Origin of the sequence: Neorhizobium sp. S3-V5DH (genome assembly GCF_004343065.1) — a bacterium.
GTDB classification, from domain to species: Bacteria; Pseudomonadota; Alphaproteobacteria; order Rhizobiales; family Rhizobiaceae; genus Neorhizobium; species Neorhizobium huautlense.
Window position 1 is genome coordinate 1 of record NZ_SMCL01000048.1, and the last position, 2,203, is coordinate 2,203.

The window sequence follows — 2,203 nt, forward strand, 5'->3', positions numbered from 1 at the left end:
CCGTCCAGGCCCTGGACGGCCAGATGGCTGGTGCGCGACATGACCAGCGAGTTCCTGGTGTTGACGAGCGTCGCATGGCCGGAGGCGACGTTGCCGGCCGCATCGCGGACCCCGAGCTTCCAGACGGCATCCCAGCTTCCAAGGTCCGACCAGGTGAAGGACGAGGGCACGACCGCGGCGTTCGAGGTCCTTTCCATGATCGCATAGTCGATCGAGATGTCGGGGCTTGCGGCAAAGGTTTCGGCATCCAGCCGGATGAAGTCGAGATCCTTGGTGGCCTTTGCGAGTGCGGCGCGGGCGGCCGTTTCGACTTCAGGGGCGAAGGTGGCCAGTTCCTGCAGCACCTGGCCGGCCGCAAACATGAAGATGCCGGAATTCCAGGCAAAGCCGCCGGCCGACAGCATGTGTTCCGCGTCCGGCAGGGCCGGCTTTTCGACGAACCGCTTTACAGCATGCGCTCCCGTCTTCAGCTTGTCGCCGATCTCGATATACCCGTAACCGGTGGCAGGCTCGGTCGGCGTGATGCCGAAGGTGACGAGCTTGCCGGCAAGGGCGGTCTTGCGGGCAATGGCGATTGCCTCGAAGTAGCCCTGATCGGCGACGATCTCGTGATCGGAGGCAAGCACCTGCAGGATAGCGTCCTCGCCGAACCGTCCGGCGGTGAAGGCCGCGGCGGCGGCAACGGCCGGTGCGGTGTTGCGGGCAACCGGCTCGAGCAGGATGCCGGACAGCTTGACGCCGAGCTCGCGCGCCTGTTCGGCCACCAGAAAGCGGAAATCCTCGTTGGTGATCACCACCGGCGCTTCGTAAAGCGTTTGATCGCAGACCCGCGCGAGCGTCGCCTGGAACAGCGTCCGGTCGCCGATGAACTGGATGAACTGTTTGGGAGCGCTGGCGCGCGACAGCGGCCAAAGCCTGGTGCCCTTGCCGCCGGCCATGATCACGGGAATGATTTTGCTCAACTTGCTCTCTCCAATCTCGTCGTCGCCGGCGCTCAAGCCCGGTTCTTCATCGCCCAGTCGCGGATCAGCCAGAGCCCTTCTTCAAGCAGAGCCCTGGCCTCGTCTTCGGTGCCGGCCTCCACATAACAGCGCATTTCCGGCGCGTTGCCCGAAGGGCGCAGATGCACGATGCGGCCGTCGGCAAGCGTGACGCGCAATCCGTCAATGTCGCTTGTGGCCGCCACAGCAGCGATCGGCGCCAGGAAGGCGGCAAGATTGTCGCGTGAGGCTCTGAGATGCGCCATCAGCGCGGCACTGGTTTCGACGGCAAAATTCTCCAGCCGGTCGGCCGCCGCAAACGGCAGACGGAAGGATGCGGCGATCTCAGACAACGGCTGCTTCTTGTCGGCGGCAAGCGAAAGAACGGCCAGTACCGGCAGGAAACTGTCGCGGGTCGGCAGCGGATCGAGCCTGCCGCCAGCAACGGTAAACGGGGAGGCGGTCAACAGCCCGCCATTGGCTTCGAAGCCCATGACCCTGTCCCGTCCGGCCTCAAGCGCCTCGAGCATGCCGGCGATCACGAAGGGCGAACCGACCCTGGTGCGGATCACCTCGAAATCGCCGGCCGTATCGATGCCGGAATTGGAGGTGACCGGCGTCACCACGACATCGGCCTTGAGGAATTTGGCGGTGATCAGGCCGATCAGATCGCCGCGCAACGGCTCGCCTCTTTCGTCGGCGACCAGCGGCCGATCGCCGTCGCCATCGGCCGAAACCACCGCGTCGAGCCGGTGTTCCCGCGCCCAGCCCTTCAGAAGCCCGATCGTCTCGGCCGAGACGGCCTCGGTATCGACGGGCAGGAAGTCCTCGCAACGGCCGAGCGGCATGACCTCGGCGCCAAAACCCTGGAGAACCTCGACCATCAGGTCGCGGGCGACGGTGGAGTGCTGGTAGACGCCGAGCTTCAGGCCGGCCAGCGCATCGGCAGGCAGGACGCGTCGGTTGCGGGAAAGAAACAGGGCATTCGCGTCCGCCGACCGGTCCGGCGCCTCGGCGGGCGCCGTCTCCACCTCCCGGCCGGTAAGCTCGGCGGCGATCGCGGCGATCCGCTCCTCGTCGGATTTGTCGATCTCGCCGTCCGGACGGTAGAACTTGATGCCGTTGCGGTCGGCTGGAATATGCGATCCGGTCACCATCAGCGAGGCGGCGCCGAGCTTCAGCCCGTAAAGCGCAAGCGCCGGTGTCGGCAACGCGCCGCAGTC

At 65.9% G+C, this 2,203-nt stretch carries 2 protein-coding genes; both read right to left on the bottom strand.

The features are described 5' to 3' along the window. Window positions 1-938 (bottom strand): mannose-1-phosphate guanylyltransferase/mannose-6-phosphate isomerase (locus EDE09_RS27895; RefSeq protein WP_132413614.1); only part of this gene is annotated, 938 nt, incomplete at its 3' end. A 56-nt stretch (window positions 939-994) separates the two neighbouring features. Further along, a partial coding sequence (locus EDE09_RS27900) for a phosphomannomutase (RefSeq protein ID WP_132413612.1) occupies window positions 995-2,203 on the bottom strand: 1,209 nt, incomplete at its 5' end.